Here is a 22424-nt window from a genome sequence, read left to right as displayed (position 1 = left end):
CATGGCGTACACCGTCGTCGGCAGCGCCGTGTCGCCCTTCGTGCGCAAGACCCTCGTGTTCCTGCACGAGAAGGGCATCGATCACGAGGTCGAGAACCTCAATCCCTACGCGCCGCCCGAGGGGTTCCGGGAGATCAGCCCGCTCGGGAAGATCCCCGTGCTCAGGCACGACGACCGGGTGATCCACGACTCGTCGATCATCTGCCGCTACCTGGAACGGCTCCACCCGGACCCGGCCTTCTACCCCGAGGCTCCCGAGTCGGCGGCGCATGCGGAATGGCTCGAGGAGTACGTCGACGGCGGCCTCCAACCCGTCGCGTCACGGGTGTTCCAGCCGCTGGTGCTGTTGCCCTTGCTGAGTGGCGAGCCGGCCGACGAGGCAGAGCCGCTTCGGGTCGCCGACGAGGAGCTCCCGCCCTTCTGCGACTACCTCGATGCCCAGCTCGGAGATCGGGAGTGGTACGTCGAGGATCGGATGAGCATCGCCGACCTCAGCGTGGCCTCGATCTTCGTGAACCTGCGCCTCGCGGGTGTCGCGCCCGATGCGGTGCGCTGGCCACGGCTGCGCGGCTTCCTGCAGCGGATGCACGCACGCGACTCGTTCACGGCGGTGATCGACCCGGTGGTCGCCCTGATGGGCAAACGCTGGATCTCGATCGACTGAGGCGGCTTCTAGGGGCAGCGGTTCCCGAGCCAGTCCGTCACGAGATGAGCGAGGGCGACCCGCCGCCCCGAGAAGGCGTGGTCTGCGTCGAACACCCGGGTGGCGAGCTGGGTGGCGCCCACGGCTTCGAGGGAAGCCACCAGCGGATCGTGATGTTCCGCGGGTGGCGTCGTCTGGTCGCGGGTCCCGGCCACCAGCAGGAGGCGCTTCCCGGCCAGCGCCGGGGCCTGACGCACGAGGTCGAAGTGGTCCACGTCGCCGGCGATCTCCGCCACCAGGGCCTGTCCGGAAGTCCCGGCGAGCGGCGCGCGCCATTGGTCGAGTGCTGCGGCGATCGCCGCGGCGGCCTTCGGGTCGGCATTGGCGGCCCGGCCACGTCCGGCGAAGTTCGCGCCCGCCAACGATACGATGCAGTCCACCCGTTCGTGGTCGGCGCCGGCACGCAGGGCCGCGAAGCCGCCCATGCTGTGGCCGACCAGCGCGATGGTCTCGGGGTCGATCCGTAGCGCGCCCGCCTCGGCGCCCAGGGTCCAGTCGACGACGCTGGCGACGTCTTCGAGGACATGGCCGAAAGAGAAGTCGCCTGGGCTTCCCCAGGCCCCGCGGTAGTGGAAGAAGACCACGTTCCAACCACTGCGACGCATCGCATGGGCGAGGTCCAGGTTGCGCTCGTTGCCCGGGAATCCGTGCAGGAGGACTACCGTCGGGTGGGGGCCTGCCCCGGGCGCCTGGTAGACGATGGCGTTCATCGGCGCGCCGTGGCTGTCGATGGCGAGCTCGACGAGGGCGGCCGGATGGTCCGCGTCGGTTTCCGGCGGATCCATGCTCACCGGATCGAACGCCGCGCCCGGCGCATGGGCGCAGCCGAGGGCGAGGCCCGTGCAAGAGAGGAGGAAGCCGAGGAAGCGCTGGAGTCGTTGCATGACGCGGCAGGGTACCGCGCGCGGGCGCCTTCGCGGGTAGCATCGGCGCCATGAGCGCGCTCACCCAGGAGACCCGGGACGCCGTCTCGATCGTGCGGATCGACGACGGCAAGGCGAACGCATTGACGCCGGATCTCGTTTCGGGGCTGGCGAACGCGCTGCGCAGCGCCGAGTCCGAGAAGGGCGTTCATGCCCTCGCGCTGCTCGGTCGCCCGGGGCGCTTCTGTGTCGGACTCGACAACGCGACGCTCCAGGCGGGGGGTGCCGCCGCCAACCAGCTGCTGGGCGCAATGGGCGCCCTGCTGCGCGCGCTCTACGCGAGCCCGCTCGGCATCGTGTCGGGAGCGACCGGACACGCGGTGGCTGCGGGCGCGATGCTGTTGCTGGTGTCGGATTGGCGGGTGGGCGCGACCGGCGACTTCCGATTCGGCTTCAGCGAAATGGGCATCGGGATGCCGCTCCCCGAGCTGCCGATCCTATTGGCGCGCGACCGGCTGAGCCCGCGCTTCCTCTCTCGGGCGACAGCGGGTGGCGAACTGTTCGCCCCACAGTCGGCGCTCGAGGCAGGCTTCCTGGACGCGGTGGCCCTGGCGAACGAAGTCGAGACTCAGGCATGGGCGGCGGCGCAGCGGCTCGGGGCGCTGTCTCCGGACGCGACCGGTCCGACCCGGGCGGCCTTGCGCCGCGAGAGCCTCGCGCGCATGGACGCCTTGCTCGCCACACGCTGAGAAGGCGTCCGCGAGGGCGGAGTTTTCGCGAACGTGCGCCCTCCGTCACACAGTGCTCACGCGCGCGACCGAAGTTCCCATGGCAGAAAGCCAAAGAGGAACATCACATGAGCATGACCCACCGCGTTTCCGGGTCGGCAAGTCGACCGCAGGTCCGCCGCAGTGAAGGCGGCTATTGCATCGAAGGTCCCGGGTTCTACGTCTGGGACGAGAGTCGCCGGGAAGTTGAGCGCGTCGCCCGGGAGTTGTTCGAAGGGCGCATTCCTGCGCTTCCCACCGAACGCTTCCTGGTGGTCGAGCGCACGAGTCCGCGCCTGGCGGGCGAAGCCCGCTAGTCCGCAAGCCCGGTCAGCCGCTACGGCCGTGCAGCACGCGCCTGCCGCGCCCCCCGAATTCAGGCATCGGAGGGGTGCGGGGCGGGCGAAACGAAAACGGGGCCGCGGCGCCCACGCGCCGCGACCCCGGATAGGCTGCTTACCAGCGGCGTCCGCCGCCGCCGCCACCACCACCGCCGCCGCCACCGCGGCGCCGGTCCTGCGCTTCGTTGACGCGCAACGGCCGTCCGGCCATGTCGCGGCCGTTGAGTTCGTTGATCGCCTTATCGGCGTCCCCGTCTTCCATCTCGACGAAGCCGAAGCCGCGCGAGCGACCCGTCTCCCGATCGGTGATCACCGCCACCGAGTGCACTTCTCCGACGACGGAGAAGAAGTCCCGAACTTCCGCTTCCGAAGCGGACCAGGGGAGGTTGCCGACATAGATCTTCTTCACGTGATTCTCTCGCTCACTCGGCCGAGACCGTTCTCGGCAAGTGACATGGGGGCGCGACCAGACCTCGAAGCTTCGAGACTTTCCAGACTTGCTCTTTCCAGACGACTCAGACGAGCCAAGTGATCTCTTCGAGACATTCCGTCGGACGGTCCACCGGAAGCAGTTCTTCCGGATGAAGATTCTCCCCGTCGAGGGAGTTCTCGGGAACCGGACACGCAGGATGAAACCCCGGGTTTCGAACTTCGCAGATCCCGGGGGCCTCGAAACTCTGGACGACCCGCAAACGGAGGTCAAGCGATCTCGGTCGGCGGCTCGTCGTGTTCCTCGGCCCGGAAATCCTAGGGGACTCTCCGGGCGACGCGCCACTGCCCCGGGGGTATCCGCATGCGTCCCACCGTCGGAGAAACGCGATTCTCCGTCGGTGCAGCGCCGGAGTTGCGTTGCCGCTTCCTGGTGTCACGCGTGGTGTCACGAGGCGTTGCCGTCGACGCTCCAGATGCCCGCGCCGCGGGCGGCAATGAACAGGAAGGCGAAGCAGTAGAGCGCCGCCAGTTCGCCGCCGTTGTTGAGCGGGAAGACGTCCTGGAGTCCGTGCGCCATCCAGTACGCGGCGGCCATCAGCCCACTGCAGAGGAAGGCCGCCCAGCTCGTGAAGAAGCCGATCATCACCAGGATGCCCCCGACGAGCTCGATGGGGCCGGCGACGTACGTGATGAAGGCAGGTGTGCCTTCCCGCGCCGCGGCAGGGAAGCCGAAGAGCTTCTGGGTGCCGTGCCAGAGAAACAGAAATCCGACCACGATCCGAAACACCGCGTAGACCTGGGACTGGAACGGGCGCATGAAGCTCGCCATATCACCTCCGATGGGCGCGCCTCCCGAGGGGGCACGCGCGGATTCTAACCCGCCCGGGCGCCCATGGGGGTGGGGGGACTCGGTCCCGCCCAGCGGCGGGAACACGTTCTAGCCCCAGAGCTGGCGAACGACGTGTCCGGCGTACTGGAGGTGGTAGAGCACGACCCAGTAGTAGGCGAGGAAGGCGATGAAGATCGCGATCACCGCGGCCGGGTACTGGCGTTTCTCCCACAGCAGCCAGGAGCCCATCCCGACCAGGGCGGTCTTCACCAGTACGAACCCGATGGCGTGCTCGTTCACCAGCGACTCGACCAACAGGTTGGCTTCCCGCGCGACGCCCCACCGCACCCAGAGCAGGGTGAAGAGCGCATCGAGCAGGTTCAGAATCAGGACCGTCTTCACGATCCCGTGTAGCCAGCGGTACTGCTCGGCCGTGCCGACGACGAGGCCGCTGGTCGTGGGTTGCGTGGAATCCGCCGAGTCCATCCTCCCGGCATCGGTTCACCGGGGACGCCGATTGAGGGCGGGCCGGCCCGTCCCTATTGCGGCCCGGACCCGTCGTCCGCGTCGCGGGAGATGCGTCTCGCTTCCTCGCGGATCTCCTCGAGATCGGCGTGTGCATCGCCCGGTCGCCGGCCGCGCTTCAGTTTTCCGAGTGCTCGCAAGGCGAGCCAGCACAAGCCGGCACCGCATCCGCAGAAGAGCGCGAACTGGAGCGCCGGCGACACGCTCAGGGCTCCTCGTTCGCGAACTGCCCCTGGCGCAAGAAGTGGACGACGTGCTCCATCACCGCCGGGTTGCGCATGATGAAGGTGTGGGACGCGTCGACCTCGACGAAGTCCTTCATCCCGGCGAGCTGGGTGCTCTCGACCGAGACGGTGCCGTCGTTGCGTCCATCCAGCACGCGGTCCCCGAGAGGATTGATGCCGCCGATCCCCGCCACGACCCCGAGTTCGAAGTCCGCGTCGGGAAGTCGGTTCGGAAGGCTGTCGTCGCCCGTCCCCAGCTGCTTGGCGGTGGGGCCCAGCACCCATTCGAAGAGCTTGTAGTCGCCCAGCCAGTCGACGTAGGCGCTGCCGTGATTCGGGGGAGCCAGCATCACGACGCGGCCCAGGTTGGGGAGCGGGTGCCGGTTCAGGTAGGCGCGCGTCAGGATGCCGCCCAGCGAGTGGGTGACGAAGTGGAGTCTCGACGCCGCCTGGCAACAGTCCACGAGGCGCTCGTGGAGGAAGCGGACGAGTGCCTCCGGATCGCCCTCGGTCGAGGGGTAGTGGACGTTCTGCACGCGGTAGCCGGCGCGGTCGAGGTGAGACTCGAGCGGGCGCATCGAGCGATCGCTGCGGCCGAGTCCGTGGAGCAGGATGACGGTTTCTTCGGCCAAGGCTTCGCGAGAGTCCCCTTCGTTCGCATGCACCGCGGGGGCTTCGCTCTGACTGCGCGCGGCGGCGAGTCCTGCGACCAGAATGGCAACCACGACCACGGCGCGTGCGCCGCGCCCCCCAGGCCTTCGCATGGCGGGAAGTCTAGCTCGCAGCCACACCGGCGGGCGCGTTCAGCTGGCCGCGCGCAGCAGCACCGCCAACGCCGAGAGGGTCGAGAGTCCGAGCACCATCGGTCGGGTGGCTCCCTGATCCAGGTAGGGGAGCAGTGGGCCCGACACCAGCACGCCGACCAGGACTCCCGGAACCAGCAGCAAGCCACGCACCGCCTCGGCCTCGCCGAAGCGCCCGATCACGGCGAGGGTGGCGATCGATGCCACCGATCCCAGGGCGAACAGGGCTGCGAGGGTGGCGCGCAGCCGGGGACCGCTGGCGCTCTGGTAGGCGAGGGCCAGCGGCGGTCCACCGATCGAGGTGATGGTGCCCATGAACCCCGAGATCAACCCCGCTCCGAAGACCACGCCGCGCTTCGGTTTGAGGTTGCCGTGGAGCACGCTCATCGCCACGGCGGCGAGCACGAGCGACGCGAACATGCGGTCGAAGGCGGCCTGCGAGGCCCAGTGCAGCGCGAAGCCGGCCGGCACGATGCCGAGGAAGCGTCCGAGGGCGGCCCACCCCACGCCGCCCAGATCGATCTCGTTGCGCTCGCGCACCGTCATGATCGCGCCCAGGAAGAGCCCCGCGCAGAGGATCGGCCCGGGGACGTAGGCGCGGTCGACCAGCGCGAGGAGCGGCGCCGCGACCAGCGCGAGCCCGAAGCCGATCGAGGCCTGGAGCGCCGAGGCGAACGCGATGATGACCAACGCGATGAGGGCGCTCTCGATTCCGGGCATGGCCGCTCAGTCTTTCGCGCTGGGACGTTCGACCGAGTGGGCCGTTCCCCGGATCTCGTCCAGGACCCGATTGGGGTAGTCGGTGATGATCCCGTCGACCCCGATCCCGAGCATCGCGCGAATGTCTCCTGCGTCGTTCACCGTCCACGGAATCACGCGATAGCCAGCGGCCTGGAAGTTGCGCACGCCGAGCCCCAGGGAGTACGCGCCCGGCACCAGCTGGATCCAATAGGGTGAGAGCTCGTCGATATAGCCCGCCGCGGCGAGCACGCCGAGGAAGTCCGCGTAGTCGTCCCGGACGAGCCCGCCGAGCCACTCCGGGCCCAGGGTCTCGGGGGACACCAGGCCGGCGGTGCGCAGCCGGGGCTCGCGCTCCTTCGTGAGCTCGAGCGCGCGCCACAGGAAGGACTGCACGGTGGTGCGTTCGACCATGCCCGCGTCTCGGATCGTGGCGACTACGCGGTCGACGAAGTGGGGCAGGGGGGCCGTGTCGTTCTGCTCCGGCGTCGCCTTGATCTCGACGTTGAAGCGGACGCCGCTCTCGCGCTCCTTCACCCGGTCGAAGAGGGCCGCGAGGGTGGGAATCGTCTCGCCCGGCACGTTCGTGCGCGGCGGTTCGGGGAACCGCAGCGGATCCGGGTTGAGGCTGCCGCAGTCGAAGGCCTGGAGTTCGGCCAGCGTGAGATCGCGCACCCGAGGCCCGCGCTCTTCCTCGATCGGCGAACCGTCGGCATGTTGGCAGACCTTGGGGTTCACGTAGGGGTCGTGGGTGATCACCACGACGTCGTCCTGGGTCAGGCCGAGGTCGAGCTCGAGGGTCGTCACCTCGAGGTTGATCGCGTGATCGAAGCCGGCCAGGGTGTTCTCGGGAAGCAGGCCGCGCGCGCCGCGATGGCCCTGGAGGTCGACGGGCCCGGGTTCGCGTTTCGCGGGCACGTCGTTGCAGCTCGTCACGAGCAGGGCGCACGCCAGGATCCAGCCGAATCGAAGTCGGCGCGTCACGCGCGCACCGCGCCGTCGCTCGCCAACACGGCGTAGAGCGCGACGTCTTCGTAGCAGTCGAACTTGCGCACCCGCTCGCGCAGCAGCCCTTCCTGCTTCATGCCGATCTTCCCGAGAACCGCGGCGCCTGCGGGGTCGCGAGCGAGACACAGCGCATCGACGCGGTGCAGGCGGAGCTCGCCGAAGCCGAACCGGAGCAGCGCCATCGCCGCCTCGGTGGCGAATCCCTTCTTCCAGGATCCGGCCTCGACCCAGAAGCGCAGCTCCGCGCAGCCGTCCTCGGCATCGAGCCCCCGGAGCTCGATCCCGCCGATCAGACCGGGCGTCTTCTGGATCTCGAGTGCGAGATGGAGCGAGCGACCGGTCTGGTAGTTCGCCGCCTGGGCGGCGATCGTCGACCGGGCGTTCGCAGGTGAGAACGGATGCGGCCAATCGAGCATCGTGTCCGCCACCGAGCGGTCGCTGCCGAGCTTCGCGAGCTCTTCGGCGTCGTCCGCGACGAACGGGCGCAGACGCAGGCGTTCGGTGGCCATGCGCGGATGAATCTTCATCGCCGACTGTCGCCCATCGACGACCCCCCCAAGGACTGTCTCGCGGCCCGCCCCGCCGCGCGGCCGCAAGGGTACCGAGGTTGGGCGTCTCCGCCCGGTCGCGCTCAGTCCGGAGACGGATGCGCGGCGCGCCAGCGCTTCAGCTCGGCTCCCAGCCAATCCGCGCTCGCTACGGGCTCCCGCTCGGGACAGCGCACCGAGTACGGTCGCCCGGTGATCGAGCTGCCAGTGGCGGCGAGCCGGATGAAGTCCTCGGCCGACTCGATCATCCCGCGCCGGTCGAGCACCTTGCGCTTGCGCTCGAGGTGGGCGCGTCCCTCGGCGGGCGCGTGGACCGTTCCGTTGCGCACGAACCGACAGGGCGACGCCTCGACGAAGCCGAGCAGGTGCCCGATCTCTCGATCTGCCTCCGACTCCGCCTCGGACTGGGCGCCGGCGGCGGACGCGAGCCCGAAGCCCAGCAGACAACCCCACAGAGCCGCTGTGTTGATCACTCGCATACCACGTCCTCGATGATCTCCCCGGTCGTCGTGTTGAGCAGATCGACCATCAGGGTCACCTGGAAGAAGATGTCCGACTCGCGGTGCTCCGAGAACTTCTTGTCGAAGCGACTCTGCACCGTATAGGTGTGGCCCGCCTGCATGTCGAGGTAGGCGAGGCAGTTGGTCGACGCCTGTTCGTTCCGGAACTGGCGGCGCACGCGGAACATCACCCAGTGCTTCCCCGGCTCCAGCGCGAACCAGTTCTCGAGGTGCGGCACCTCGCGGCCATCGATCTTCAGCACCTTGCACGGCTCGGCCGCGTCGAAGAACGCGAGTTCGGAATCGGGTCGGGTCGGTCCGTCGTAGACTGGATAGGGCCGGGCACAGCCGAAAGCGCCAACCACCCAGCCGATCGCGAGTCCGACCCGCCACCACTCCGGGATGGCGCTCACCGCCAGGCGCCGGAAAGGGCCCCCATCAGCACCAGGTAGAGGGCGCGGTAGCCCAGTTGGATGGCGTAGAGCTTGCGGCTCCAACCCGAGAAGAGCGCGTCGGAGAGCATCGTCATCGCGACGATGCCCAGTCCCACGAGCGCCCCGACCCCCAGGCCTTCGATCCAACCCGACGCACCCGTGGACCCGACCAGGAAGTCGATCGCCGTGGCCGCTACGAAGCACGACACGATGCTGCCGACCATCGCGACCGCATCGGGGGCGAGGTCCTCTTCGTTCAGTCCGAGCTCGCGGATCCACGCGGGTCCAAAGAGGGCCGGTGAGTACCAGGCGGCTCCCAGCGCGGAACTCACGACGGCGCCGATCACGATCGCCACCGGCTCGAGGCCGCTCACGGTTGACCTCGCCGCATGGGTGCCCTCCGGTCAGGGACGGTGCCTCGAGGCATCCGCCCGGCGCGGGCGCGCCAGATCAGGCTAGAGCCACGGCTCGCGCGGCGTCAAGCGGGCGGCAGGCGCAGGATCAGGGTCGCCCCCGCCGTCGACGCCTCGAGGTTCGACCACTGGTCGAGGAGCCGGACGCGCGTCACCTGGGCGCTCCCCGGAGATCCCATCTGGATCCGCATCTCGCCACGGCCGCTCTGGTTGAGCCGTTCGATCACCTTCGTCCAGTCTCGAGACTTCGCCACGCCGCCACTTCCCTCCCTGATGCTGCCGTCTCTGCTCGCGCTGCCGATCGACGTGAAGACACTACGCGTCTCCATCGCTCCGCGGCCGCGTGGTAGCACAGGGACCGGGGAGGCGCCGAGCCTCAGCGCGTTTCGCGCCGCCAGTAGCGATCCATCAAGGCGCGGGACCAGTCGGGCTGGGAGACCGCTTCGCGCGGCAGGAACTCCTGCATCACCGGCTTCAGGTCGATGACCGGGGTCCCGACGACGGCGTCGAGCTCACCCACGCGAAGCACCCGGCCCTCGCGGCCCAGCACCCGCGCGATCGTGCTGCCGAGTCGGTTCGGCCGGTTCTTGCCGCGCTGCGCGAAGATCCCGACGGCGGGCCAGTCGCGGTTGTTCCGGGGGTGACGCGCGCCGGTGACGATCCGCTCGGGGTCGACGCGATCGAAGAAGAACAGCACCTCGACGTGGGAGAAGGTCTCCAGGCCGTCGAGTGCCGAGGCGTCGAGCCCGGACGCGAGTTCGATGCTCGACTCGGTTCCCCCCCAGTCGTCGTCGCGGACGTCGTCTCGGCCGCTGCGCACCCAGCCGATCGGTTCGATCTCGATGGTCACGCGCTCCTCGCGAGGACCCGGATCGGATCGTTCACCCGGACGAGGCCCGCCTCGACCACACGCCAGTAGATTCCACGCCGGTTCTCGGCGCGGGTGGCCTTGTCCTGCACGAAGTGCAGCGCGTCGAGGCCGAAGCGCTCCTTGAACTTCGAGCAGCCGTTGTGAGGCTTCGGCGTGACCTCGACGGTGGCCGCGCCCACCGAGAGGCGCGTTCCGACGGGCAGGTTCTGGTCCGAGATGTCGAGCTCGACGTACAGGTTGTCGCCCAGTCGTTCGACCGGTTGGCCGGCGGCGATCAACGTCGCGACGTCGTGACGGATGACCGCGAGCTGGGCCGCGGGGTCGTGCGGTGGGCGCCGGTTCCAGTCGTCGCCGGGGACGCCCTCTTCGACGGAGAGCGAGACGCTCTCGGGAAGGTCGCGCTGATTCTCGCCGGGCCGCGAGACGATCAGTCGGATGCGCCCTTCATCGCGCGGGGCCGGGGGGAGCGCGGCCAACGCCGCGTCGAGAGATTCGCGAGACGCGTGCTTGCCCATCGCGCGAAGGTAGAGAGCGCACCCGCGTGCGTCGAGTCGACGTCAGTCGGAAGCGAGTGCCGAGAGGTCGAGTCGGTCGTTCGAGAGCGGCGGGCACCACAGATAGGCGCTGCTCTCGGGCCGCGTGAATCGGAACAACGCATCCACGATGCCGTCGTCGAGCCCGACCATGCGTCGCAGCTGGGCTTCGAAGGGGTCGAAGGAGGTGGCGAAGGCCACGAAGATCAGTCCCTCGGCGCTCGGATCCGACCACGGCATCGAGCGGCGCACCAGGAAGGCCTCGGGGTCGAAGTCCTCTTGAGCGGTGCGCTTCACGTGGGCGGAAGCCGGGGCACCGTCGATCTCCACGTCGTCGGCCAGGCGACGTCCGATGACGTGGTCGCGCTCGTCGGGAGCCATGCGCCCCAAGGCCTCGAGATCATGGCGCCAGCGTTGGACGCTGACGAAGCTCGAGCCTTGCGTCGCGCCCTCCGCCTCGATGATGGCGGTCGCTCTCGCCTTCTCGCCCGTCGGATTCTCGGTTCCGTCGACGTACCCAGACAGGTCGCGCCCTTCGCGATGGCGGAACGCCTCGGCCAGGTCGAAGAGTTCGAAGGCCGGGGCGAGCGCGGCTTCGAAGCTCCGCGACGCGTGCAGCACGTCTCCGGGGTCTTCGCCGCGCAGCCACAGCCAGAGTGCCGTCGGGGTCGAGGGAGTCGAGACGCCGACGCCCTGCAGCGTTTCGGGCTCGCGGAGCCCGTCGACCTGCCCTCGACAGTGAGAGACGAAGGCCGGGCCGAGCCCGACCACGTGATCGCCGAACGCGAGACCCTCGAGGAGGGCGCGGGCCGCGCGGGCGTTGGCGCTGGGGCGCAGGTCGAACCAGAGGTAACGCGCGAACGGCGGAACGTCGGCGAGGATTCCGGGCTGAGGATGGGTCGACATGGGCGCACGCTATCACGCGCCCGGGCTAGAACGGTTCGCGAAACTCCGCGCGCCAGGCTTCGCGTTGGCCGTCCGGGTTCACGCCCGTCCCCACCACGACGCGACCGTCGTCCGACACGGCGCGCGCGGTCTCGAGAGTCCAGCCGGCGAGTTGCTCGGCGACCTTCGCGTCCTGGGAGAGGAGCGCCTGCAGCGAACGCATGCCCTGTCTGGCATTCCACACGAAGGCCTGACTCGATGCGTCGCTCGTGGCGGTCCCGACCACGCGGTCGCCCTCGGCCGAGGCGTCCCACGCGATCGAACGCGTACTGGCGGGGAGCGTCCCGAGTGACACCAGTCCGCGGTTCCGCGTCCAGCGAAAGGCGCGTTCTCCCGAGCTACCGGTGGCGCTGCCGACGACGACATTGCCATCGGCCGACACGGCGAGGGCGCGGCTGCGATGGTCGCCACCGCCGAGGTCGCCGAGGCCGACGAGTCCTTGCTCCTCCGTCCAGCGAAACGCCTCGAACCCCGCCCGGGAAGAGCCCTGGCCGACGACCACGCGTCCGTCCCGCGAGACGTCGAAAGCCGCGCTCGTGGGGAGTCCGCCCGGGAGATCGCCCAGGTCCACCATTCCGCCGCTGCGCGTCCAGCGCCACGCGCGCGACCACGCGCGCGCCCCGAGGATGGCCTGCCCCTCACCCACGACGACGCTGCCGTCGGCGGACAGGCCGTGCGCGGTGCTCGAGAAGATGCCGGACGGGAGGTCGCCGAGGCCGAAGATCCCGTCCTCTCGGCGCCACAGGAACGCCTCGCTCCCCGAGGCGGAGGCGCTGGCACCCACCACCGAGCGGCCGTCGGCGGAAACGTCTCCGACTCGACTCCGTGGAGCACCGCCGGGCAGATCGCCGAGTGACCACAACCCGGACTCGGGGGTCCAACAGAAAGCCTCGGTGCGGTCGTGCACGTCGGTGATCGACGAGCCGCAAACGACGCGGCCATCGGCGGACACGGAGACGGCTTCGCTCTCGAAGCGTCCGCCCGGGAGATCGCCAAGGCCGGTGAACTCGGCCGCGGTCTCGCCCTGGGCCGCAACGCCGAACACGAGGAAGGTCAGTGTCGCGAGGGCGCGGCGCGGGCGCGTTTCATGACAGCGTCGCGCTCGCATGCGGTGGGACCTAGCACAAAGCCCCGGTCCGAGCGGAAACCCCGAGCCCGCGCGCCGTCTCACGCGCCGGTTGCCCATTGCGGGTCGTCGGAAGACGAAATTGGAGCGAAGCTCTCGTGAATGACGCGTCGTGTTCGCGCTTCCGAAAACCCATGCGTTTTCGGACAGGTGGATCAAGACATCGATGCGATCGACCGATTCTGTCATAGAGTCGACACGAAAATTGTCATACATTCGCCACATATGAAGATCGTACGCACCGACCGTGGAGCCCTGGTGGATCGCTATTCCCTGATGGGAATCCTGGCGGGTTTCGGCATGCTGGTGCCGGCCTTCCTGGGCCCGGACATCCACGTGCTGGCGCTGCCCGCCTGCGCGGTCCTGCTGCCCAGCATGCTCTACGGGCTTCGCTAGTCCGCTTCCCGCCTCCGAGATCCACGCGCGCGAGCGCGCACGCCGGGCTGTACGTTCCCCTGGCTCCAGCGGATGGCTCCGCCCGACGATGAGTTCCTCACGGAGGTCGTCCCAATGGGCAAAGCGATTGCGATCTTGTTCCTGGTGGTCGGGGTCTGGTTCTCACTCGAGGTGCAGACGAAGGGCCTCGAGGGAGCCTTTGGCGGCGTGTTCGCGAGCTCGTCCGGCTCCGAGGAGCCGGTCGACAGGGCTTCCGCGGCCCAGCGTGCGGGTGCGGCCGTAGACGCTGCGCACCGCGAGAACGAGGAGCGCTACGAGCGGATGCTCGAGGAGTAGGTCCGCCTCGCCGGGCGCTAGAGCAGGGCGGCGGTCCAGACGACGAAGGGCGCGATCGCGAACCCCAGCACCGTGCAATTGGCGTAGCCGCGAAACAGGCGCGCCGGCCAGCTTCGTCGGGTTCCGGGCGAGAGCTCCGCGAGCACGCCGCGCGCCGGTTCGAAGAAGCTGGCGAAGAGCGCGAGACCGAGGCCCCAGAAGGGCGCGGGTACCCACGCGGCGAACCACAGGGCGTGCCAGGGAGCCGGTGCGGTCCAGCCGTGCACGACCCCCACGAGGGGAGCCACAGCCACGAGGAACGACGCGAGGCCCGCCGTCGCCAGTGGAATCCGACGCGGGTGCAGCGACGTCGCCGCCCGCGCTCCCACGGACGCCACGCTCGAACCCGCGGCCGACCACACCGCCTCCGCCCCCATACGGGGACCATCGACGGCTCGCGTGTCGAGCTTGAAGCGGTGGCCGGCTCATGGCGCGGCGGGTGCTGGGCCCGTGGATCCCGGGCCGGGTGCGAACACGTTGCGCGGCAGGTCGCCCGCGTTCGCGGTGTCCGTGGTGAGGCAATAGGTGCCGAGGCTCACCGCCGTCGTGACCACGACGACGGTCACGAAGATGCCCAGCAGGACTCCCGCGCCGATCCGAACGCGTCGAGGGTACGCGCGGGGAGTCCGCCGGTAGCCCTTCGGCACGACCGGAAGTCCGATCGGGTCGCTGTGGGGGAGCTGCATGTTCCTTCGATGCTCGGCGGACGCGCCGGGTTCGTGGACCGAGTCGCGCTCTAGAGGCGCCGCAAGACGCCCGATCCCAAACGCTCCATCGCCGCCTGGATCGTGCGTGCGCGTTCCCGCAGGGCCGGGGTCGGCGCGCCGACGTTGCGCCGCTTCGGGTTCGGGAGCGCCGCCGCCAGCAGGGCTGCTTCGGGAGCGGCGAGGCGGACGGCGGGCTTGCCGAAGTAGCGCCAGCTCGCGGCTTCGGCGCCGTAGATGCCTCGGCCGAACTCGGCGACGTTGACGTACACCTCGAGGATTCGGCGCTTCGGCCACAGCGCTTCGATCCAACCCGTGAAGACCGCCTCGATGCCCTTCCGGATCCAACTCCGGCCGGGCCACAGGAACAGGTTCTTCGCCAGCTGCTGACTGATGGTGCTGGCTCCGCGGCGCCCGCCCTCGTCGAGAGCGGCGCGGCGGATCGCGCGAAAGTCGAAGCCGTGGTGGTCGGGAAAGCGCTGATCCTCGGCGGCCAGCACCGCCAGCGGCAGCGCGGGGGCGATCTCGTCGAGCGGTCTCCAATCGAAGCGGATGGGCACCGAGTCCTGGAGCATGAAGGCCGTCGTCGGCGGTGGGATCCAGCGCCAGGGCAGGACCAGCAAAGCGGGCGCGAGAACGAGACCCAGGAGGACGAGCCCGACGCGCGAGGCCCACGCCGTTCGCTTGCGTTTCGAAGCGGTGGTTCTGCGGCGATCCTTCGGGCGCGTCTTGCGGCGCCGAGCCTTGCGACGCCCAGCCTCGCGACGCCGAGAGGGGCTCAATCGACGCGCAGCTCCTGCACGCGGAGCACGACCGGCGTGCGGTCGTGGTCGGTCTGGGCGGTGGAGAGCGTCCCGGAAACGCGCACGCGTTTTCCGACCAGCGTCTTGGCGCGCGACGCCTGATTCGACAGCTGGATCTGCTCGACGCCCGCGTGGCTCTTGGCGTTGCGCCGGCTCCCGGGGCTGCCCGACACGCAGACCGCTTCGTCGAGATCCAGGAAGTAGACGATCTCGGGGCGATCCCCGCGTCCGACGCTGGTGTAGTTCGGCGGACCGGGCAAGGTTCGTTTCGTCACCGTGCCGACCAGCTGCACCGTGGACGGATCTTGCGAAAGACACCGCGCATGGGCCGCGTCCGCGACGAGAAACGACGCGAGCAGAAGCGGCAGGGCGGTGCGAAGAACGCGAGCGGACATGTTTCGAGGCTCCGATCCGGTCCAGCGGCAAGGTGCTCCGCCTGCCGGACTCTACCCCAAGTCGATTTCTCCGACTCCGCGCCACGCCGCGCGCCCGCGGTCACGGGTTCGGGCGCCCTGGCAAGCGGAGCGGTTACTCGCTGACACCCAGGAGGTAGTCGCGGAGCGCCGTCGCATTGTTGCGTTCCGATTCGCGAGACCCGAAGAGCAACGTATTCGTCCCCTTCGCGAGAGAGTCGCGCAGGGCCTCCACGGCCTCCGCATTCGCGTCGAGCTCGGCGAAGTAGCGCCGGCGAAACTCGGGCCAGCGCTCGGGTCGGTGGTCGTACCAGCGGCGGAGGGCGTCGGAAACGGCGATGTCGCGCGCCCAGTCGTCGATCTGGGCACGTTCCCGGGAGAGGCCCCGCGGCCAGAGTCGGTCGATCAGAATCCGGCGCCCGTCGGACTTGCGCGCCGGTTCGTAGATGCGTCGGGTTCGAAGTCGCATGCGGGTCTCGCCTTCGCCCCTCGGATGCCGCGCAGCGCCCGCAGTGACAGGGCGCACCGGCCCGACTTTTTCGTGGGGTTGTGAACTGGGCCACACGGCGTGAGATCGCGCTGTCCGATGCTCGGCATGGGGATCAGGGAGGGAACCGACATGCGATGGATGCGCTGGCCGCTCTTCGCGGTGTGTCTGCTCGCCTCGCCGGCTTCGGCCGGGGACGGGCGCTACGTGGTGCTCAACGGCGCGCGTCTCGGCCAGGACGCGATCTTCCAGCTGGAGCGGGCGCTCTGCGGCGAGATCGCCGACGGCCGCTACTGGCTCGATTGGCGCACCGGGGACTGGGGCCTCGAGGGCTTCGACGCGTCGTCGGGACGGGTCGGTGCGGCGTGCGGGCGCTCGGAGCCGACGACGGCGCGTCCCGCCGTGTCGACCGTGCAGCGGCCCAGGATCTCGGCCTCGAAGCGCTCGGGAGTGGTCTCCGGCGCGGCGTAGACGCGATCGACGATCGCGACGAGACCCCGGTAGGCCTGACTGGGCTGGGTCACGAAGGGACTCTGCACGCTCTTCTGCAGGGTCTCGAGCTGCTTCTCCTTCGGCACCCGACGATCGCGCTGCTCCGCGATCATGTAGAACGCGTAGGCCAGGTTCCCGCACGGGTCGTCCTGATTGCCGCGCAGGCTGTCCCACGGGCGTTCGGTGCGGCAGCTGACCAGCAAGAGCAGTGCCAGCAGCCACGGCGATGTCGAACGGCGTGCGCGCACGGTCTCTCCGATTCGCGGACCCCAGACTCTACCGCGCGGGCGCCGAGACCTCGGTCGGGCCTTCGAGCGCCTCCAGGAATGCGACGGCCTCCTCCTGGGCGGCTCGGGTCGACGCGGCGTCGTGACCGACGCCGACGCCTGGTGGATGGCGTTCATCGAAGGCGTGGTGCGCGCCGTCCAGGACGGTGACCCGAGCGGGTTGCCCTGCGCGCTCCCACAGACGAGCGCGGACTTCGCACGCCTCCGGCGGTGTGATCTGGTCGGCGCCCGCCAGCACGAAGAGCGAAGGCGTGGTGCGGGGCGGGACGACATCGCGCATGCCACAAAAGGGATAGACGAACAGGAGCCCGGCGATCCCTGCGAGCCCGCCGGGTGGTGCTCCGCTCAGGTTGTGGGGCAGGCGGTCCGGCGTGTTCCGGTCGAGGAGCTCGAAGATCGCCCAGGCGCCGTGGGACCAGCCCGCGAGCACGATGCGCTCCGCGTCGAGCTGGGGCTGCGCGCGAGCGTGTTCCAGTGCGACCCAGACATCGCCCGCGCGTTCCATGCCCGACAGGGAAAGACCGCTGCAGACCCAGCTGGGAGTCAGGCTACGCGGTCCATTGCTGTCGACGATCAAGCTGGCCCAGCCGGCCTCGACGAAGCGCGCGGCCCAGGAGCGTTGGTTCGCGCGGAGCCCGCCGCAGCCGTGAAACTGCACGACCGTCGGGTGGGGCCCCGCACCACTCGGGACCCGCAGTTCGAAGGTGGGCTCCAGGAAGGCGAGCAGGGCGTCGGGCGTCTGCCGTTCGACGTGCCAACCACGCCACCACACGGTGAGCAACACGAACACGCTCGCCGCGAGGCCGACCAGCGCCGCGAGGGTCCAACCGAGCCAGCGCCACCCGCTCCGCCGTCCCACCGTTTCGTTCTCCACGCGCCGGAGATTCAAGCGCCGTGAACGGCGCTCACCTCGTCGAGGTAGAAGACGTTGCCGTCGGGGTCCTGCAGCAGCGCGATGAATCCGCCCCAGGGTTGGCGCTCGGGAGGCGACGCGAAGGTGACCCCCGCGGCGACCAGCCGCGCGTGGTCCGCGACGAGATCCTTCGTGACGAAGCCCAGCCCGGTATGCCGTCCGATCCACTGGCCGTCGCCCGCGTCCGCGACCGCCAAGCCCAGTCGGAAGGCGCCCGCGCGAAACGACGCGTAACCGTGGGCGCCATCCCCGAACTCGAGGGGGAGCCCGAGCACGTCGCGATAGAAGCCGACGGCCCGTTCGAGGTCCGAAACGAAGACGTTCGCGTAGCCGATCTCCATGCTTCTCCTCCTGCGGTGCGCGCCGGCGGACCTAGCGTTCGTGCGGTCTCTCCTCGAAGGAGAACACGCGGATGCCCCCGGGCACCGGGTCGAAGCCCCGCCCGGCGAGGATCTCCTCGCGACGCTCGGGGTCGGTGACCTCGAGGGCGCGCAGCGAGAACACCTGCCCTTCGACCTCGACGCGTACGCTCGGCGCACGGCGGGCCTTCTGGACCCAGCTCTCTCCGAACAGCCTCCAGCCGTCGGCGAAACGCGTGGAGTGGATGTGCAGGACGCCGTCGATCGCATAGCAGCCGACGCGAATCGAACTCGGCTCGGGCGCGCGTGTTTCGATCCAACACGGCTGTTCCGGGTCCGAGAACTCCCAGCGCTGCGGGGCCGAGGCCGGCGTTCCATCGAGTTCGCCGCGGGGTACGGCGGCGCAGGACACCGCGACCGCCACGCACACCAGTGCCGCTCCCCGAGCTGCTGCGTTCATGCCTCGCCCCCACCAATGCGCGCGACGTTCTCCTCCCAATGCTGGCCATCGAAGGGAGTGATCTCGAAACCCTCGAACCCGTCGTCGAGGCAGCGCAGGTTCACGTCGAAGTGTCCCGGGTGGGATCGCGGACGGCTGAACGGGTGAATGCCGCAATGGCGACAGAAGCGGTGCTGGGCCTGCTTCGTCTGGAACCGGTAGGTCGCGAGCTCGGGTTCGCCCGCCAGGAGATCGAAGTCCTCGGCGGGAACGATCCAGCCGAGGAAGCCCTTCTTCGCGCAGATCGAGCAGTTGCACTGGAGCGCGCGGCGCGCTCCCCGCGCCCGGAAGCGCACGGCGCCGCAGTGACACCCGCCCTCGAGCCAGGTCTCCGGTGCGGTCGGCGACGGCATCGCCCCTCCGCTCAGGTCTCGCGCGGCAAGTAGAAGAGTTGGGCGATGTAGATCCAGCCCGATCTTCCCTGGGTCACGCCGATCCCGGTCACCCGGAAGTCGCCCTCGATGTTCTCGCGATGGTCGGAGCTTGCGAGCCAAGCTTCGAAGGCCTGCTTCGCGGCTGCATCGACGTCCCCACAGACCTCGGCGACGTTCTCGGCGAAGTTGCCGGCCGCATGCGGCCACCCGAAGACGGCGGACACGGCCTTGAAACGCTCTTGCGAACCGTCGTGGGTCATCGCGGCCCGGCCGGCCATCAAGAAGCTGTGCTGCTGTGCGATGGCGTCGACGCGCTCGTGGGAGTCGAGGGCGCCCAGGCCCTGCGCTTTCCGATGGGCGGCGGTGCGCTCGTGCAGGGCGGAGCGCAGCGCATCGGCGGTGATCGTCGGTGCCGGGCAGCTGCGCGCCGCTTCGGGCGCGGGGAGCTTCGTGCTGCGCGTACTCGGCCCCGTCGTGCAGGCCAAGAGACCCGCTGCCGGAAGAAGGGCGAGTAGCAGCCAGAGGCCCACTCGAGTGGTTCGTCGCGACATGAACGTCCTCCGCTGCGGGAGCGACGACGCTACCACACGGACCTCATAGCGGATCGCGGCTCGCTTCGACGACCCGCTCGGCGGGCACGGCGATCTGCTGCAGGAAGTAGGCGGCGAAGGACGGGGCGTAGTCCTGTTCCGCCACGGCGAGCGCCATGCAGCGGAGCCACGCGTCGCGCTCGACCGGTCCAATGCGGAGGTGTGCGTGCGCGGGAGGGATGCGGATCTCGCCGTACTTCTCCGCGTAGCGACGCGGACCCCCGAGCCAACCGCAGAGGAAGCGCGCCAGCTTGTCACGTGACTCGGTGAGGTCCCGCGGATGCATGCGGAGGATCCCCCGCGCTTCCGGGAGCGTCTCCATCCGATCGTAGAAGGCGTCGACGAGCCGGCGGATTCCCGCTTCGCCGCCGGCCGCGCGGAAGGACGCATCCGCTTCGCCATACGCTTCGGGGTCCGTCACGTCCGAAGCGTAGCGCCCGGTCGGGTGCCCTCCTGGCTCTGACGCTACCGAGGCGGCGCGCCGACGCCCGACGGACACCGCACGACCACTTCGGTGTCGGGACTCTCGCAGGTGAAGATCGCGCCGGCGGCGTGATGGATCCAGAGCTCGCCCTCGCTGCGCCAGTCGACCGACACGCTGTGGATGCCTTCGACCTGGAAGGCGTTGCCGGGTCCGCTCGGCGCAGGGTCGGCTTCGGGCAGGACCGAGACGTGCACCGAGTCGCGCGGCTCGGTTTCGCAGGACCGAACGAAGATCCACGCGTTCAGGGCTCCGTCGGCGGAAGCGACGGGAACTGCGCTGCCGTTCGAGCACGCGCGCGGGGGCTCGGCGCAGCCGAGGGTCGCCATCGCGACCAACCCAGCGAACATACTCGCGAGTCCCGTGCGTCGATCCACCCCGTGCTCCTCCGCTTCCGATTCTAGGCTCTCCGTCGATGACTCGGGTACCCTGTTCCCATGGCAGCCACGAACCCCGGATTGGCGCGCTTGCGCAAGATCGTGGGGCGCTGGCCCGAAGTGACCGAGAAGATCTCCCACGGCGCGCCTACCTTCTGGGGCGGGCGCAAGACCTTCGTGGCGTACCGGAACAACCACCACGGTGACGGCCGTCGCGCACTCTGGATCAAGTCGACCCTCGAAGCGCAGGAAAGTCTGGTCGCTCTGGATCCCGAGACCTTCTTCGTTCCGCCCTACGTGGGCCCGTCGGGATGGGTCGGGATGCGCATCGATCGCAAGCCCGATTGGGGTCGGGCGGAAGAACTGCTCGAAGAGGCGTACCGATCCGTTGCGCCCGCTCGTGCACTCGCGGCGCTCGACGCGAGCCCGGCGTCCGGCGCATGACCGCCCGCCCGCGTCTCGAGCCGCGTCCCGCGGAGCACGCCCAGGGCAGCGGTCCGGCTCACATGCTCGGGACGCTCGCGCACCAGCCCGCGCTCGTCGAACCGTTCCTGGGCTTCGCGGCCGCACTCGCCCTGAAGGGCGTTCTTCCGCGTCGCGACAGCGAGCTGCTCGCCCTGCGTACCGCCTGGAACTGCGGTTCCGAGTACGAGTGGGGGCATCACGAACTCTACGCGCGCGACGCGGGCCTCGATGCTCCCGCGATCGTTGCACTCACGCAGGCCCCCGCCGCCTATCCTTGGAGCACGCGTGACCGAGCGCTCGTCGAGGCTGCAGACGCACTCCATGCGCACCAGGAGATCCCCGCTCGGCTCTGGGAGACCCTGCAACGCGAGCTGACCGCGGGCGAGTGTGTGGAGCTCTCCCTGGTCGTCGGCCAGTACACGATGCTCTCGATGCTGGCGAACGCCGTCGCCATGACGCTCGAAGCAGGCGTCCCGGGTTGGCCGGAGGGGCGACGCCCGACGACGGGCTAGCCGCGTTCCTCTGCGACGAGCTCCGGGATCGCGGCGAAATCCGGGTGGTCGGCGGCGTGTTCGGGCTCGTAGCTCCACAGGATCGAGGTCTCTTCGGCCCACATCACGCCGGGCATGCGCCAGATGTCTCCCGAGCGCGGGCCGCCTTCGTGTCCCTTTGCGCGGGCGCGGGAGGAGGCGCGCAGCACGGACGGGCCGAGGGCCTGGAGGAAGCTCGCTCGCCCGACGCCGAAGGCTTCGTAGAGCTGGAGTTCGGGGTCGGCGATGGCGCGCGCCGCCGGCCAGTAGCGGCGCAGGAAGGCGCGGATCTCGGTGGGGCGCGCCTGGGCGAAGAACAGGACCGAGGGGTACTCGGCATTCTCTTCCGAGGCCGCCCGGAGGTCGGCGATCGCCTCGCGACAGAAGATGCATCCGAAGTGGCGCAAGAAGACCAGCAACGTGGGTGACGCGGAGAGCTGGTCGCGGAGCGACCCGGGGACCAGATTCACGCCAGCGACGGTCTGATCCAGCACCGCAGCGTCGATTGCCTTCGGGTTCAGAGCCATGGAGCGGGGTCTCGCAGGGGAGGGAGGTTCGGAGCGTCGAAGGGAGTCGGCGGCCGCGCGGTCGGTCGTGACCACGCGGGATGGATCGCGGCGGGTGCGCAACCCTCCCACCAGCGCAGGCCCCTCGCGTCGAACGTACCACGAGTGGAGCCGGCCGAAGGAGGAGGATCGCAGGCCATGGAAGACCCGGGTTTCTGGTGGGAGTTCATCGGGAAGGTCGGCGCCCCGATCTTCGCGGCGACGCTCGTGGCGTGCCTCTTGTCGGGGGAGTTCATGCCGTTGCACGCAGGGCTGATGGTCGCAGGGCTCGGAATGATGGGGCTGTGCCACTGGCGCACGCACCATCGCTCGAGTGACTAGCCGCCGCCCTCAGTGGAGCCACTCGCCGTCCTGGGCCAGCGACTGCGCGAGCTGCTGGGCGCGGTCGAGGGTCTGGTCGAGCAGCAGGGTTGCGGCCGCGTCGAACTGGAACCCGAGGAAGGCACTCGTCGACAGCTCCATGAAGGGGCCCGCGAGATCGGCGCCTTCGCGCGCGTTCTCGATACCATCGAGGATGCGCTGGAAGAAGTCGCGTGGAGCCGGTTGGTCTTCGAGCACGGCGATCAGCGCACGCACCAGAGGGGCCAACTCCTGGTGGGCCGTCACGATCGGGTCGAATTGCATCTGGGAGCCTCGATCTCCGAGCCTCGATCTGGGAGCCTCGGTCAGTGGCGCGGCTAGACAGCTTTCAACCCTAGCCGCCCCGCCCG

At 69.5% G+C, this 22424-nt stretch carries 40 protein-coding genes; 8 read left to right on the top strand and 32 right to left on the bottom strand.

The window, feature by feature from the left end:
• The first annotated feature begins 1 nt into the window (after position 1).
• Complete coding sequence (locus AAF430_13390) at positions 2-664, top strand: glutathione S-transferase family protein (protein MEM7411224.1); 663 nt, start codon at positions 2-4, stop codon at positions 662-664.
• 8 nt (positions 665-672) lie between these two features.
• Here the strand turns inward: AAF430_13390 and AAF430_13385 are convergent, their stop codons facing one another.
• Positions 673-1587 (bottom strand): alpha/beta fold hydrolase, encoded by a 915-nt coding sequence (locus AAF430_13385; GenBank protein MEM7411223.1) that lies wholly within the window; start codon positions 1585-1587, stop codon positions 673-675.
• A 50-nt stretch (positions 1588-1637) separates the two neighbouring features.
• On the opposite strand from AAF430_13385, the gene AAF430_13380 reads away from it, so the two are divergent.
• Positions 1638-2315, top strand: coding sequence for a crotonase/enoyl-CoA hydratase family protein (locus AAF430_13380; GenBank protein MEM7411222.1), 678 nt, complete (start codon positions 1638-1640; stop codon positions 2313-2315).
• A 107-nt stretch (positions 2316-2422) separates the two neighbouring features.
• Positions 2423-2650: a hypothetical protein gene (locus AAF430_13375; protein ID MEM7411221.1), complete on the top strand. Its 228-nt coding sequence runs from the start codon at positions 2423-2425 to the stop codon at positions 2648-2650.
• Between the two features lie 139 nt (positions 2651-2789).
• Here the strand turns inward: AAF430_13375 and AAF430_13370 are convergent, their stop codons facing one another.
• The 16 genes from AAF430_13370 to AAF430_13295 form a co-directional block, all read right to left on the bottom strand.
• The gene (locus tag AAF430_13370) at positions 2790-3083 is read right to left on the bottom strand and encodes an RNA-binding protein (protein ID MEM7411220.1); all 294 of its coding nucleotides are present in this window, start codon (positions 3081-3083) and stop codon (positions 2790-2792) included.
• Positions 3084-3551: 468 nt separating this feature from the next.
• On the bottom strand, positions 3552-3935 hold the full coding sequence (locus AAF430_13365) for a DoxX family protein (protein ID MEM7411219.1): 384 nt from the start codon (positions 3933-3935) through the stop codon (positions 3552-3554).
• Between the two features lie 108 nt (positions 3936-4043).
• A complete protein-coding gene (locus AAF430_13360; protein MEM7411218.1) occupies positions 4044-4421 on the bottom strand; it encodes a DUF5658 family protein in 378 nt (125 codons plus the stop codon).
• 53 nt (positions 4422-4474) lie between these two features.
• A complete protein-coding gene (locus AAF430_13355) occupies positions 4475-4663 on the bottom strand; it encodes a hypothetical protein (protein ID MEM7411217.1) in 189 nt (62 codons plus the stop codon).
• Between the two features lie 2 nt (positions 4664-4665).
• Positions 4666-5448, bottom strand: coding sequence for an alpha/beta hydrolase (locus AAF430_13350; protein ID MEM7411216.1), 783 nt, complete (start codon positions 5446-5448; stop codon positions 4666-4668).
• Between the two features lie 39 nt (positions 5449-5487).
• Positions 5488-6207, bottom strand: coding sequence for a TSUP family transporter (locus AAF430_13345; protein MEM7411215.1), 720 nt, complete (start codon positions 6205-6207; stop codon positions 5488-5490).
• Between the two features lie 6 nt (positions 6208-6213).
• Positions 6214-7209 carry a glycerophosphodiester phosphodiesterase family protein gene (locus AAF430_13340; GenBank protein MEM7411214.1) on the bottom strand — a complete coding sequence of 332 codons (996 nt, stop codon included), beginning with the start codon at positions 7207-7209 and terminating at the stop codon, positions 6214-6216.
• Entirely contained in the window at positions 7206-7760 is a 555-nt protein-coding gene (locus AAF430_13335) for a GNAT family protein (protein MEM7411213.1), read from the bottom strand. The genes AAF430_13340 and AAF430_13335 overlap by 4 nt, the downstream gene beginning before the upstream one ends.
• 104 nt (positions 7761-7864) lie before the next feature.
• Positions 7865-8260 carry a DUF5329 domain-containing protein gene (locus tag AAF430_13330; protein MEM7411212.1) on the bottom strand — a complete coding sequence of 132 codons (396 nt, stop codon included), beginning with the start codon at positions 8258-8260 and terminating at the stop codon, positions 7865-7867.
• Positions 8251-8694, bottom strand: coding sequence for a hypothetical protein (locus tag AAF430_13325; protein ID MEM7411211.1), 444 nt, complete (start codon positions 8692-8694; stop codon positions 8251-8253). The genes AAF430_13330 and AAF430_13325 overlap by 10 nt, the downstream gene beginning before the upstream one ends.
• Positions 8691-9089 carry a DUF1761 domain-containing protein gene (locus AAF430_13320; GenBank protein ID MEM7411210.1) on the bottom strand — a complete coding sequence of 133 codons (399 nt, stop codon included), beginning with the start codon at positions 9087-9089 and terminating at the stop codon, positions 8691-8693. The genes AAF430_13325 and AAF430_13320 overlap by 4 nt, the downstream gene beginning before the upstream one ends.
• A 104-nt stretch (positions 9090-9193) precedes the next feature.
• Positions 9194-9382: a hypothetical protein gene (locus AAF430_13315; protein MEM7411209.1), complete on the bottom strand. Its 189-nt coding sequence runs from the start codon at positions 9380-9382 to the stop codon at positions 9194-9196.
• Between the two features lie 122 nt (positions 9383-9504).
• Positions 9505-9978: an SAM-dependent methyltransferase gene (locus AAF430_13310; protein MEM7411208.1), complete on the bottom strand. Its 474-nt coding sequence runs from the start codon at positions 9976-9978 to the stop codon at positions 9505-9507.
• Positions 9975-10514, bottom strand: coding sequence for an MOSC domain-containing protein (locus tag AAF430_13305; GenBank protein ID MEM7411207.1), 540 nt, complete (start codon positions 10512-10514; stop codon positions 9975-9977). Before AAF430_13305 ends, AAF430_13310 begins: the two co-directional genes overlap by 4 nt.
• Before the next feature lie 42 nt (positions 10515-10556).
• The gene (locus tag AAF430_13300; GenBank protein MEM7411206.1) at positions 10557-11438 is read right to left on the bottom strand and encodes a Dyp-type peroxidase; all 882 of its coding nucleotides are present in this window, start codon (positions 11436-11438) and stop codon (positions 10557-10559) included.
• A 25-nt stretch (positions 11439-11463) separates the two neighbouring features.
• Positions 11464-12585, bottom strand: a complete 1122-nt coding sequence (locus AAF430_13295; GenBank protein MEM7411205.1) for a PEP-CTERM sorting domain-containing protein — start codon at positions 12583-12585, stop codon at positions 11464-11466.
• Between the two features lie 243 nt (positions 12586-12828).
• Here AAF430_13295 and AAF430_13290 point away from each other — a divergent pair, with 243 nt between their 5' ends.
• Both AAF430_13290 and AAF430_13285 read left to right on the top strand, forming a co-directional pair.
• Positions 12829-12999, top strand: a complete 171-nt coding sequence (locus tag AAF430_13290) for a hypothetical protein (protein MEM7411204.1) — start codon at positions 12829-12831, stop codon at positions 12997-12999.
• Positions 13000-13113: 114 nt separating this feature from the next.
• On the top strand, positions 13114-13335 hold the full coding sequence (locus tag AAF430_13285) for a hypothetical protein (protein ID MEM7411203.1): 222 nt from the start codon (positions 13114-13116) through the stop codon (positions 13333-13335).
• A 17-nt stretch (positions 13336-13352) separates the two neighbouring features.
• Here the strand turns inward: AAF430_13285 and AAF430_13280 are convergent, their stop codons facing one another.
• From AAF430_13280 to AAF430_13220, 13 genes are all read right to left on the bottom strand, one after another.
• Complete coding sequence (locus AAF430_13280; protein ID MEM7411202.1) at positions 13353-13751, bottom strand: hypothetical protein; 399 nt, start codon at positions 13749-13751, stop codon at positions 13353-13355.
• 48 nt (positions 13752-13799) lie between these two features.
• Complete coding sequence (locus AAF430_13275; protein ID MEM7411201.1) at positions 13800-14060, bottom strand: hypothetical protein; 261 nt, start codon at positions 14058-14060, stop codon at positions 13800-13802.
• Positions 14061-14110: 50 nt separating this feature from the next.
• Positions 14111-14701 carry a monofunctional biosynthetic peptidoglycan transglycosylase gene (gene mtgA, locus AAF430_13270; protein MEM7411200.1) on the bottom strand — a complete coding sequence of 197 codons (591 nt, stop codon included), beginning with the start codon at positions 14699-14701 and terminating at the stop codon, positions 14111-14113.
• A gap of 155 nt (positions 14702-14856) precedes the next feature.
• Positions 14857-15276 (bottom strand): DUF4431 domain-containing protein, encoded by a 420-nt coding sequence (locus AAF430_13265; GenBank protein MEM7411199.1) that lies wholly within the window; start codon positions 15274-15276, stop codon positions 14857-14859.
• Between the two features lie 133 nt (positions 15277-15409).
• Entirely contained in the window at positions 15410-15763 is a 354-nt protein-coding gene (locus AAF430_13260) for a DUF488 family protein (protein ID MEM7411198.1), read from the bottom strand.
• A gap of 308 nt (positions 15764-16071) precedes the next feature.
• Complete coding sequence (locus tag AAF430_13255) at positions 16072-16521, bottom strand: hypothetical protein (protein ID MEM7411197.1); 450 nt, start codon at positions 16519-16521, stop codon at positions 16072-16074.
• A 28-nt stretch (positions 16522-16549) separates the two neighbouring features.
• The gene (locus tag AAF430_13250; protein MEM7411196.1) at positions 16550-17419 is read right to left on the bottom strand and encodes a prolyl oligopeptidase family serine peptidase; all 870 of its coding nucleotides are present in this window, start codon (positions 17417-17419) and stop codon (positions 16550-16552) included.
• 26 nt (positions 17420-17445) lie between these two features.
• Complete coding sequence (locus tag AAF430_13245; protein MEM7411195.1) at positions 17446-17814, bottom strand: VOC family protein; 369 nt, start codon at positions 17812-17814, stop codon at positions 17446-17448.
• Positions 17815-17845: 31 nt separating this feature from the next.
• On the bottom strand, positions 17846-18292 hold the full coding sequence (locus AAF430_13240) for a hypothetical protein (GenBank protein MEM7411194.1): 447 nt from the start codon (positions 18290-18292) through the stop codon (positions 17846-17848).
• On the bottom strand, positions 18289-18684 hold the full coding sequence (locus AAF430_13235) for a GFA family protein (GenBank protein ID MEM7411193.1): 396 nt from the start codon (positions 18682-18684) through the stop codon (positions 18289-18291). The genes AAF430_13240 and AAF430_13235 overlap by 4 nt, the downstream gene beginning before the upstream one ends.
• 11 nt (positions 18685-18695) lie before the next feature.
• Positions 18696-19256, bottom strand: coding sequence for a CAP domain-containing protein (locus tag AAF430_13230; protein ID MEM7411192.1), 561 nt, complete (start codon positions 19254-19256; stop codon positions 18696-18698).
• 43 nt (positions 19257-19299) lie between these two features.
• The gene (locus AAF430_13225; GenBank protein MEM7411191.1) at positions 19300-19716 is read right to left on the bottom strand and encodes a group II truncated hemoglobin; all 417 of its coding nucleotides are present in this window, start codon (positions 19714-19716) and stop codon (positions 19300-19302) included.
• A 44-nt stretch (positions 19717-19760) separates the two neighbouring features.
• Positions 19761-20153: a hypothetical protein gene (locus AAF430_13220; GenBank protein ID MEM7411190.1), complete on the bottom strand. Its 393-nt coding sequence runs from the start codon at positions 20151-20153 to the stop codon at positions 19761-19763.
• Positions 20154-20213: 60 nt separating this feature from the next.
• Between AAF430_13220 and AAF430_13215 the strand changes: the two genes are divergently transcribed.
• Positions 20214-20597, top strand: coding sequence for an MmcQ/YjbR family DNA-binding protein (locus tag AAF430_13215; protein ID MEM7411189.1), 384 nt, complete (start codon positions 20214-20216; stop codon positions 20595-20597).
• The gene (locus tag AAF430_13210; protein MEM7411188.1) at positions 20594-21130 is read left to right on the top strand and encodes a carboxymuconolactone decarboxylase family protein; all 537 of its coding nucleotides are present in this window, start codon (positions 20594-20596) and stop codon (positions 21128-21130) included. Before AAF430_13215 ends, AAF430_13210 begins: the two co-directional genes overlap by 4 nt.
• On the opposite strand, the gene AAF430_13205 is transcribed toward AAF430_13210, so the two are convergent.
• Positions 21127-21675, bottom strand: coding sequence for a SelL-related redox protein (locus AAF430_13205; GenBank protein ID MEM7411187.1), 549 nt, complete (start codon positions 21673-21675; stop codon positions 21127-21129). The genes AAF430_13210 and AAF430_13205 overlap by 4 nt on opposite strands.
• Before the next feature lie 177 nt (positions 21676-21852).
• Here AAF430_13205 and AAF430_13200 point away from each other — a divergent pair, with 177 nt between their 5' ends.
• Positions 21853-22035: a hypothetical protein gene (locus AAF430_13200; GenBank protein ID MEM7411186.1), complete on the top strand. Its 183-nt coding sequence runs from the start codon at positions 21853-21855 to the stop codon at positions 22033-22035.
• A gap of 9 nt (positions 22036-22044) precedes the next feature.
• Here AAF430_13200 and AAF430_13195 read toward each other — a convergent pair whose 3' ends face one another.
• Positions 22045-22338, bottom strand: a complete 294-nt coding sequence (locus AAF430_13195) for a hypothetical protein (GenBank protein MEM7411185.1) — start codon at positions 22336-22338, stop codon at positions 22045-22047.
• Positions 22339-22424: the final 86 nt, after the last annotated feature.

The organism is Myxococcota bacterium (assembly GCA_039030075.1).
GTDB lineage: Bacteria > Myxococcota_A > UBA9160 > UBA9160 > SMWR01 > JAHEJV01.
Note: the sequence above shows the minus strand (reverse complement) of the source record. Positions and strands in the feature narration are given on the sequence as shown.

Bases quoted from the DNA above. Each gene is read 5' to 3' on its own strand.
- AAF430_13390 (MEM7411224.1), top strand. From the start codon at position 2: ATGGCGTACACCGTCGTCGGCAGCGCCGTGTCGCCCTTCGTGCGCAAG.
- AAF430_13385 (MEM7411223.1), bottom strand. From the start codon at position 1,587: ATGCAACGACTCCAGCGCTTCCTCGGCTTCCTCCTCTCTTGCACGGGC.
- AAF430_13380 (MEM7411222.1), top strand. From the start codon at position 1,638: ATGAGCGCGCTCACCCAGGAGACCCGGGACGCCGTCTCGATCGTGCGG.
- AAF430_13375 (MEM7411221.1), top strand. From the start codon at position 2,423: ATGAGCATGACCCACCGCGTTTCCGGGTCGGCAAGTCGACCGCAGGTC.
- AAF430_13365 (MEM7411219.1), bottom strand. From the start codon at position 3,935: ATGGCGAGCTTCATGCGCCCGTTCCAGTCCCAGGTCTACGCGGTGTTT.
- AAF430_13360 (MEM7411218.1), bottom strand. From the start codon at position 4,421: ATGGACTCGGCGGATTCCACGCAACCCACGACCAGCGGCCTCGTCGTC.
- AAF430_13350 (MEM7411216.1), bottom strand. From the start codon at position 5,448: ATGCGAAGGCCTGGGGGGCGCGGCGCACGCGCCGTGGTCGTGGTTGCC.
- AAF430_13345 (MEM7411215.1), bottom strand. From the start codon at position 6,207: ATGCCCGGAATCGAGAGCGCCCTCATCGCGTTGGTCATCATCGCGTTC.
- AAF430_13335 (MEM7411213.1), bottom strand. From the start codon at position 7,760: ATGAAGATTCATCCGCGCATGGCCACCGAACGCCTGCGTCTGCGCCCG.
- AAF430_13330 (MEM7411212.1), bottom strand. From the start codon at position 8,260: ATGCGAGTGATCAACACAGCGGCTCTGTGGGGTTGTCTGCTGGGCTTC.
- AAF430_13305 (MEM7411207.1), bottom strand. From the start codon at position 10,514: ATGGGCAAGCACGCGTCTCGCGAATCTCTCGACGCGGCGTTGGCCGCG.
- AAF430_13300 (MEM7411206.1), bottom strand. From the start codon at position 11,438: ATGTCGACCCATCCTCAGCCCGGAATCCTCGCCGACGTTCCGCCGTTC.
- AAF430_13295 (MEM7411205.1), bottom strand. From the start codon at position 12,585: ATGCGAGCGCGACGCTGTCATGAAACGCGCCCGCGCCGCGCCCTCGCG.
- AAF430_13290 (MEM7411204.1), top strand. From the start codon at position 12,829: ATGAAGATCGTACGCACCGACCGTGGAGCCCTGGTGGATCGCTATTCC.
- AAF430_13285 (MEM7411203.1), top strand. From the start codon at position 13,114: ATGGGCAAAGCGATTGCGATCTTGTTCCTGGTGGTCGGGGTCTGGTTC.
- AAF430_13280 (MEM7411202.1), bottom strand. From the start codon at position 13,751: ATGGGGGCGGAGGCGGTGTGGTCGGCCGCGGGTTCGAGCGTGGCGTCC.
- AAF430_13275 (MEM7411201.1), bottom strand. From the start codon at position 14,060: ATGCAGCTCCCCCACAGCGACCCGATCGGACTTCCGGTCGTGCCGAAG.
- AAF430_13265 (MEM7411199.1), bottom strand. From the start codon at position 15,276: ATGTCCGCTCGCGTTCTTCGCACCGCCCTGCCGCTTCTGCTCGCGTCG.
- AAF430_13260 (MEM7411198.1), bottom strand. From the start codon at position 15,763: ATGCGACTTCGAACCCGACGCATCTACGAACCGGCGCGCAAGTCCGAC.
- AAF430_13245 (MEM7411195.1), bottom strand. From the start codon at position 17,814: ATGGAGATCGGCTACGCGAACGTCTTCGTTTCGGACCTCGAACGGGCC.
- AAF430_13240 (MEM7411194.1), bottom strand. From the start codon at position 18,292: ATGAACGCAGCAGCTCGGGGAGCGGCACTGGTGTGCGTGGCGGTCGCG.
- AAF430_13235 (MEM7411193.1), bottom strand. From the start codon at position 18,684: ATGCCGTCGCCGACCGCACCGGAGACCTGGCTCGAGGGCGGGTGTCAC.
- AAF430_13230 (MEM7411192.1), bottom strand. From the start codon at position 19,256: ATGTCGCGACGAACCACTCGAGTGGGCCTCTGGCTGCTACTCGCCCTT.
- AAF430_13215 (MEM7411189.1), top strand. From the start codon at position 20,214: ATGGCAGCCACGAACCCCGGATTGGCGCGCTTGCGCAAGATCGTGGGG.
- AAF430_13210 (MEM7411188.1), top strand. From the start codon at position 20,594: ATGACCGCCCGCCCGCGTCTCGAGCCGCGTCCCGCGGAGCACGCCCAG.
- AAF430_13205 (MEM7411187.1), bottom strand. From the start codon at position 21,675: ATGGCTCTGAACCCGAAGGCAATCGACGCTGCGGTGCTGGATCAGACC.
- AAF430_13200 (MEM7411186.1), top strand. From the start codon at position 21,853: ATGGAAGACCCGGGTTTCTGGTGGGAGTTCATCGGGAAGGTCGGCGCC.
- AAF430_13195 (MEM7411185.1), bottom strand. From the start codon at position 22,338: ATGCAATTCGACCCGATCGTGACGGCCCACCAGGAGTTGGCCCCTCTG.